This window comes from Pseudomonas sp. 39004, from assembly GCF_028682155.1.
Lineage (GTDB): Bacteria > Pseudomonadota > Gammaproteobacteria > Pseudomonadales > Pseudomonadaceae > Aquipseudomonas > Aquipseudomonas capeferrum.
The window spans coordinates 78,288-85,937 of record NZ_JANIAG010000001.1 but is presented as its reverse complement, the minus strand read 5'-3'; the positions used below and the strand labels follow the sequence as shown (position 1 = coordinate 85,937).

At 62.1% G+C, this 7,650-nt stretch carries 9 protein-coding genes; 2 read left to right on the top strand and 7 right to left on the bottom strand.

The annotated features are described in order from the left end of the window. Positions 1–90: 90 nt before the first annotated feature. Genes nagZ through NP534_RS00365 form a run of 3 tightly spaced genes read right to left on the bottom strand, consistent with a single transcriptional unit; the run spans position 91 to position 2,390 of the window. Positions 91–1,089, bottom strand: coding sequence for a beta-N-acetylhexosaminidase (gene nagZ / locus NP534_RS00375; protein WP_274097387.1), 999 nt, complete (start codon positions 1,087–1,089; stop codon positions 91–93). A gap of 22 nt (positions 1,090–1,111) precedes the next feature. Beyond that, positions 1,112–1,636: a L,D-transpeptidase gene (locus NP534_RS00370; RefSeq protein WP_274097384.1), complete on the bottom strand. Its 525-nt coding sequence runs from the start codon at positions 1,634–1,636 to the stop codon at positions 1,112–1,114. A gap of 40 nt (positions 1,637–1,676) precedes the next feature. Beyond that, positions 1,677–2,390 (bottom strand): TetR/AcrR family transcriptional regulator, encoded by a 714-nt coding sequence (locus NP534_RS00365; protein ID WP_033700410.1) that lies wholly within the window; start codon positions 2,388–2,390, stop codon positions 1,677–1,679. A 217-nt stretch (positions 2,391–2,607) separates the two neighbouring features. On the opposite strand from NP534_RS00365, the gene lexA reads away from it, so the two are divergent. Then, positions 2,608–3,216 (top strand): transcriptional repressor LexA, encoded by a 609-nt coding sequence (gene lexA, locus NP534_RS00360; RefSeq protein ID WP_033700412.1) that lies wholly within the window; start codon positions 2,608–2,610, stop codon positions 3,214–3,216. 13 nt (positions 3,217–3,229) lie between these two features. Then, entirely contained in the window at positions 3,230–3,706 is a 477-nt protein-coding gene (gene sulA / locus NP534_RS00355; RefSeq protein WP_033700413.1) for an SOS-induced cell division inhibitor SulA, read from the top strand. A 50-nt stretch (positions 3,707–3,756) separates the two neighbouring features. Here sulA and NP534_RS00350 read toward each other — a convergent pair whose 3' ends face one another. From NP534_RS00350 to NP534_RS00335, 4 genes are all read right to left on the bottom strand, one after another. Beyond that, the gene (locus NP534_RS00350) at positions 3,757–3,990 is read right to left on the bottom strand and encodes a hypothetical protein (RefSeq protein ID WP_274097383.1); all 234 of its coding nucleotides are present in this window, start codon (positions 3,988–3,990) and stop codon (positions 3,757–3,759) included. 50 nt (positions 3,991–4,040) lie between these two features. Continuing rightward, positions 4,041–4,556 (bottom strand): DUF6586 family protein, encoded by a 516-nt coding sequence (locus NP534_RS00345; RefSeq protein ID WP_274097382.1) that lies wholly within the window; start codon positions 4,554–4,556, stop codon positions 4,041–4,043. 123 nt (positions 4,557–4,679) lie between these two features. Next, the gene (gene topA / locus NP534_RS00340) at positions 4,680–7,289 is read right to left on the bottom strand and encodes a type I DNA topoisomerase (protein WP_274097381.1); all 2,610 of its coding nucleotides are present in this window, start codon (positions 7,287–7,289) and stop codon (positions 4,680–4,682) included. Positions 7,290–7,390: 101 nt separating this feature from the next. Then, positions 7,391–7,642, bottom strand: a complete 252-nt coding sequence (locus tag NP534_RS00335) for a DUF1653 domain-containing protein (RefSeq protein ID WP_033700421.1) — start codon at positions 7,640–7,642, stop codon at positions 7,391–7,393. Between the last annotated feature and the right edge of the window lie 8 nt (positions 7,643–7,650).

The window sequence follows — 7,650 nt, the reverse complement described above, 5'->3', positions numbered from 1 at the left end:
CGCGCGGCGCTCGATTCTGAAGGCGCCGCGCGGGCGGCGCTCGATCTCCAATACACCTCAAGCCTCAAGACATGCGCCTCTTGGCGAAAATCAGTCGACCAACTGCGCCTCTTTCAAGGCCCCCAACGCCTCCAGCCAACGCGGCTGCTGGCGATAATCGGTACGTGCAAAGCCCTGCCCCTGCATCCGCGCAATGCGCGGCGAAGGCTTGACCTTGAGCCGCTGCGCCGCACTCAATGCCAGCTCCGCCGCCGCCCGGTCATTGCACACCAGGCCCATGTCGCAACCGGCGCTCAAGGCAGCCTCGATCCGGTTGGCGGCATCCCCGACCACGTGCGCACCGGCCATGGACAGGTCGTCACTGAAGATCACCCCGTCAAAGCCCAACTCGCCCCGCAGGATGTCCTGCAACCAACGCCGCGAGAAGCCCGCCGGCTGGTTGTCGACCTGCGGATAGATCACGTGCGCCGGCATTACCGCCGCCAGTTGCCCGCTGAGCCGGGTGAACGGCACCAGGTCCGCCTGGCGCAACTGCTCAAGGCTGCGCTCGTCAGTGGGGATGGCCACATGGGAATCGGCCTCGGCCCAACCATGCCCCGGGAAATGCTTGCCACAGGCCGCCATGCCCGCAGCGTTCATGCCACGGATAAAGGCCGCCGCCAATTGCGTGGCACGCTGTGGGTTACCTTCGAAGGCGCGGCTGCCGACCACGGCGCTGCGCTGGTGATCCAGGTCCAGCACCGGCGCAAAGCTCAGGTCCAGGCCTACAGCCAAGACCTCGGTGGCCATCAACCAGCCGCATTGTTCCGCCAGGTACTCGGCGTTGTCGTTGTCGGCCAGCGCACGCATGGCCGGCAGGCGCACGAAACCTTGGCGCAGCCGCTGTACCCGACCACCCTCCTGGTCGACCGCCAGGATCAACTCAGGGCGAATCGCGCGGATCGACGCACACAGTTCGCGCACCTGGCGCGGGCTGTCGATGTTGCGGGCAAAAATGATCAAGCCGGCCACTTCAGGCTGGCGCAGCAGGTGACGGTCTTCGGCGGTCAGCCATTTACCGGCGATGTCCACCATCAGGGAGCCTTGCAGGCTGACGGTCATGGGAAATCCTTCATTGAAGACTTAAAGAAGCCCACTGGGGGCAAGCCGCCTGTTCGATGCGCACCCGGCAATGGACCGGCACCCGGTCGAACAGGGCAAGCAAATCGGTGTTGTGCAGGCGAATGCAGCCATGGGACAGCGGCACGCCCAAAGGTTCGCTCAGCGGGGTGCCATGCAGGTAGATATAGCGCCGGAACGTGTCGACCGCACCCAGCCGGTTGACGCCCGGCTCGCAGCCACTGAGCCAGAGTATGCGGGTGAGGACCCAGTCACGCCCGGGGAACTGCGCCTGCAGCTCGGGCGACCAGACCTCGCCGGTCCAGCGCCGCCCGCGCAGCACCGCATTCAGTGGCAGGCCCACGCCAATCTTTGCCCGCACCTGATGCAGCCCGCGCGGGGTGCAGCCCGAACCATTGCGCTCGCCCGCGCCATTGCGCGCCGTAGAAACCGCCAGGCGCACGCACAGCCGCCCCTGGGTGAACCCATAGAGGCACTGGTCGGCAAGGGATATGTGCAAAAAATCGAGATCGGGCATGGGCGCTAGCTTAGCCGAAGCGCCCTGCCCCGCCCAGCCTTCAGGCCTTGGCGGTGGTGGCGCTGGTGCTGGTCTTGCTGCGTGGGCGCAGTTGGGCCGCTGCCATCGCTTCGTCGGTAACCCCGCTGTCGGCGCGCATGCCCGCAGCCAGGAATGGCACCATCAGGCGCATGACCTGTTCGATCGAGGTATTGATGCCGAAATCGGTCTCGGCGATGGCACGCAGGGCCTTGATGCCGGACATGCTGAACGCGGCGGCGCCGAGCATGAAATGCACGCGCCAGAACAGCTCCAGCGGCGGCACCCGTGGCGCAGCCTCGTTGACCAGCAGCATGTAGCGGCGGAACACCTTGCCGTACATGTCTTCCAGGTAGCGGCGCAAGTGGCCCTGGCTCTGACTGAAAGCCAGCCCCAACAGGCGCATGAAGATGGACAGGTCGTTATTGCTGCGCGGCTGCACGGCCAGGGCCTGCTCGACGAGCATTTCCAGCAGCTCTTCGAGGCTGGGCTTTTGCTCCGGGCGCGCCTGACGACGCTCCAGCTCACGCTCGAGGCTGGCACAGAACGGCCCAAGGAAGCGCGAAAACACCGCCTGGATCAGGGCCTTCTTGGAACCGAAGTGATAGTTGACCGCTGCCAGGTTCACCCCGGCCTTGCTGGTAATCAGCCGCAACGACGTTTCTGCAAACCCTCTTTCCGCGAACAACTGCTCGGCAGCATCGAGAATGCGTTCAACGGTTTCCGATTGGGCCATGATTATTCCGCCAGACAAACAGGTGTTTGAAACATACGTTTCAGCCCTGCTTCTGTCAAGGCTCGGTGACCGGGCGGTCGCCATTTAAAAGCGCCCCATTACACGCTGCAAGCGACAAGTTGGCCCGCGCGGCACTTTTTGTTGCTGCTTGGCGCTTGCAGCTCATCCAGTACTGTATATAATCCCAGTCACTGTATAAAAAGACAGAGCGCTCACCATGTTGAAACTGACGCCACGCCAAGCCGAAATTCTCGCGTTCATCAAACGTTGCCTTGAAGACAACGGTTTCCCTCCAACGCGCGCTGAAATCGCTCAGGAACTGGGCTTCAAATCGCCCAACGCCGCCGAAGAGCACCTCAAGGCCCTTGCCCGCAAAGGCGCCATCGAGATGACCCCTGGCGCATCCCGCGGCATCCGTATCCCGGGCCTGGAAACCAAAGCCGAAGAGAACGGCCTGCCGATCATTGGCCGGGTCGCAGCCGGTGCACCGATCCTCGCCGAGCAGCACATCGAGCAATCTTGCAACATCAACCCGAGCTTCTTCCACCCTCACGCCGACTATCTGCTCCGCGTACACGGCATGAGCATGAAGGATGTCGGCATCTTCGACGGCGACCTGCTGGCAGTGCACACCTGCCGCGAAGCCCGCAATGGCCAGATCGTCGTCGCCCGCATCGGTGACGAGGTGACCGTCAAGCGCTTCAAGCGCGAAGGCACCAAGGTCTGGCTGCTTGCCGAAAACCCCGAATTCGCCCCCATCGAAGTCGACCTGAAAGAACAGGAGCTGGTGATCGAGGGCTTGAGCGTCGGCGTCATACGCCGCTGATCCAGGAGGCGCCATGCAGCAGTTCATTCACGCACCCGAGCAAGCCCAGTTGCCACTGTTCGAAGCATTTCTAGCCCAGCCCATCCTGCCCGGCCTGAAAGCCAGCGAGCAGGCGCGCAAGATCAGCCAGCCCGATCTGTTCAGCGAGCTGTCGCTGCGCGGCGCTGCCGGGCACTGCCAGAGCCTGTTGGCCCCGGTGCTGCGCGAACTGAGCGAAGAGGACGATGCCCGCTGGTTGACCCTGATCGCCCCACCCGCAAGCCTGACCCAGGCCTGGTTGCGCGATGCCGGCCTCAACCGCGAACGCATCCTGCTGCTGCACCCTCGGGGCAATCAGAGCCCACTGCAACTGACTTGTGAAGCGCTGCGCCTGGGCCGTAGCCACACCGTGGTCAGTTGGCTTGGCAGCGTCAATGCCAGCGCGCGTCAACTGCTGCTTCGCTCAGCCAGTGCCGGAAACGCACAAAGCCTGAACATCCGCCTCGGCTGATGTTCAGGCTTTGCCTGTCACTCAGAAACCGCTGAGACCCTGCACGCCGATCAATGCAGAACGCGAGGGCCTTCTTCGCGTTCGAGCTCGCCGTCCATCAGGCGACCTGCCATTTGCACGCCCACACTGAGCATGGCCTTGGCCACTTCTACATGCTGACCCTGCAGGAACGCCTTGGCGTCTTCCGAGAAATCCAGGGTTACCAGAGAGCCCTCATCCTCCGCACGACGCAGTTCGATCCGGCCATCAGGCAACTCGACAATTTCCAGAAAAGACGTAGACATAAAAGGCTGTTCTCCACGAAAGGCCAGCATTGTACCAGCCGCAGCGGCTATCAGCACTCACTCAACGCGTCACGGAAACGCCTCACCAAGCTTTTGAGGTTGCTGCGCCAGCTTTCCAATTCGTCACGCGACAGCGCGGGTTGCTCGGGCTCATCGAGATTGACGGCCTGGATCAACGGCTGGGTGACATCGGTTTTAGGCGTTTTTTTCGCGACCGGTGGTCGGAACAGATCGGCATAAGCACTGAGCATTTGCGCCAGCCAGGTTTCCCGTTGGCGGGACAATTCCAGCAGCTCGGCCACCTCTGGGATAGCAATCTCATTGAAAGCATCGCCAGCCAGCAGCTGCTCGACATTAGCCCCTGCCGGCAAGCGGTAGAAACCGCCGATCTCATGGCACAGCCCCAGCAGTGCACCGTACAGGTGGAACAGTGCCGATTCGCGTTCGGCCTGAACCAGGCCCTGGGCGTTCATGGCCTGGCCCTGTTCGGCCTTGGCCATGGACTCGAGTGCGAGGCCTGCGAAGAACAGCTTCTGATTGGTGCGGGTGTAGAGTTCCTGGGCCATTTCAATGCCCTCCCCTGAGATGCAGAACGATTGCAGCCAGTTTCCGGCAAGCCCTGCCCGGCCGCAAGCTGAATGTCCCTGAAATGACTGGGGGCCGCAAAGCGGCCCCCAGTTCAACGCCAATCAGCGTTTGTCTTCAACCTTCCACGCATTGCCGTCGTAGAACGCCTTCCAGCCCGTCGGCTTGCCATCGACCTCGGTCTGCACATACTGCTCCTTGGTCTTGCGGCTGTAGCGAATCACCGCTGGACGCCCTTCCGGGTCTTTCTGCGGTGCATCGCAGAGGAAGTGGTACTTCGGATCGATCTCATGCTTGTGCGGGACGATCTCCAACACCAGCGGTGCACGTGTCTCGCGGTTTTTCGGGAACTGGCTGGCCGCCAGGAACAACCCCGAAGCACCGTCACGCAACACGTAGGTGTCATCGACCTTCTCGCACTTGAGCTCCGGCATGTCCACCTTGTCCATCTTCGGTGGCGCCGCCTCACCACTCTTGAGCAGCTTGCGGGTGTTCTTGCACGCAGGGTTGGTGCAACCGAAGAACTTGCCGAAGCGGCCGGTCTTGAGCTGCATCTCGCTGCCACACTTGTCGCACTCCAGGCTCGGCCCTTCGTAGCCCTTGATGCGGTAGCTACCCTCTTCGATCTCGTAGCCCACACAGTCCGGGTTGTTACCGCAGATATGCAGCTTGTGCTTCTCGTCCAGCAGGTAAGCATCCATTGCCGTGGCGCAGATCGGGCAGCGGTGCTTGCCCAAGAGAACACGGGATTCCGACTCGCCTTCGTCGTCCGCTGCAATTTCGTCACCCGGCACCAGGTTGACGGTGGCCTTGCAACGCTCCTTGGGCGGCAGGCTGTAGCCCGAGCAGCCAAGGAACACGCCCGTCGAGGCGGTGCGAATCATCATTGGGCGACCACATTCCTTGCAGGCAATGTTGGTCATGGTCGGCTGGTTGGCACGCATGCCGTTTTCGGCCGACTCGGCTGTCTGCAGTTTTTTGCTGAAGTCGCCGTAGAACTCGTCGAGCACGTTCTTCCAGTCACGCTCGCCCTGGGCCACGTCGTCGAGGTTTTCTTCCATGCCGGCGGTGAAGCCGTAGTCCATCAGGTTGGCGAAGCTCTCGGACAGGCGCTCGGTGACGATGTCGCCCATCTTCTCGGAGTAGAAGCGGCGGTTGTGCAGGGTCACATAGCCACGGTCCTGGATGGTCGAAATGATCGCGGCGTAGGTCGACGGGCGGCCGATGCCGCGCTTTTCCATTTCCTTGACCAGGCTGGCTTCGGTGAACCGCGCCGGCGGCTTGGTGAAGTGCTGGCTCGGGTCGATCTGGATCAGCTTGAGCGCTTCACCCTGGACCATCTCCGGCAGTACGTCGTCTTCGCCAGGCTTGCTCTGTTGCGGCAGCACGCGGGTGTAACCGTCGAACTTGAGGATACGGCCCTTGGCACGCAGCTCGAAGTCGCCAGCGGCTACAGTGACGCTGGTGGACAGGTACTGCGCCGGCGGCATCTGGCAGGCCAGGAACTGGCGCCAGATCAACTCGTACAGGCGCTCTGCGTCGCGCTCCATGCCACTGAGCTTGGTCGGGTGGGTGTTGACGTCGGAAGGACGAATCGCTTCGTGCGCCTCCTGGGCCCCTTCCTTGCTGCTATACACCAGCGGGTTTTCCGGCAGGTACTGCTTGCCGAACTCGCGCTCGATGTAGCCACGCGCCATGTCCAGGGCATCAGCCGACAGGTTGGTCGAGTCGGTACGCATGTAAGTGATGTAGCCGGCTTCGTACAGACGCTGGGCCATCATCATGGTTTTCTTCACCCCGAAGCCCAGGCGGTTGCTCGCCGCCTGCTGCAAGGTGGAGGTAATGAACGGCGCCGACGGCTTGCTGCTGGTCGGGCGGTCTTCACGCTTGACCACGCTGTAGCTGGAAGCCTTGAGCTTCTCCAGTGCAGCCATGGTCTGTGCTTCATTCAGCGGCTTGAAAGCCTCGCCCTTCTCGCGCGCCACTTCGAAACGCACCTTGGCGTTCTTGGCGGTACCGAGGTCGGCGTGGATCTCCCAGTACTCTTCGGGGATGAAGGCGCGGATCTCGCGTTCGCGCTCGACCACCAGCTTCACCGCAACCGACTGGACCCGGCCGGCCGACAAGCCACGGGCAATCTTGGCCCACAGCAGCGGCGAAACCATGTAGCCCACCACGCGATCGAGGAAGCGTCGCGCCTGCTGGGCGTTGACGCGGTCGATGTCCAGCTCGCCCGGTTGCGAGAAGGCCTCCTGGATGGCCTTCTTGGTAATTTCGTTGAACACCACGCGCTTGTAGCGGCTGTCGTCACCACCGATGGCTTCGCGCAGGTGCCATGCGATGGCTTCCCCTTCGCGGTCCAAGTCGGTTGCGAGATAGATGGTGTCGGCGTCCTTGGCCAGGCGGCGCAGTTCTTCGATCACCTTTTCCTTGCCAGGCAGGATCTCGTACTTGGCCTTCCAGCCGTGATCGGGGTCGACACCCATTCGCGCCACCAGCTGGCGGCGTGCCTTTTCTTTCGGCGAAAGGGCCGGCGCCTCACCCGCAGCCTTACCACGCTTGGCGGCCGGCTCTTTGCTAGCGCTGGCCGAACCGCTGGTGGGGAGGTCTCGGATATGGCCGATACTCGACTTCACCACGTACTGGTTGCCCAGGTACTTGTTGATGGTCTTGGCCTTGGCCGGGGATTCCACAATGACCAGCGATTTGCCCATGGATCGGAGTATTCCTGAATCTGAAAGATGAAAAACGCGTCAGGTGCCAGACGCGGCACCGCTATATATAGTGGCAAAAGAGTGAGGTCAAGCGCGGTCGTTCACACGTGCGACTTGCCAAGCAACCCTGGCAGCCCCTCTTCGGCCTTGACCAAAGCAAAGCGTGGCACTTGCTCGCCGTCAACCTCGACGGACTCCTGGAACATCGAAAGGGGGCGTACCCAGAACCCGTAATCACCATACAGGCATTGGTAGAACACCATCCACTCTTCGCTCTCGGAGTGCTGCGCAACACTGAAGACACGGTACTCAGGCCCCTTGTAGTGCCGGTATACGCCTGGCTGTATCTGCATGCTACTCA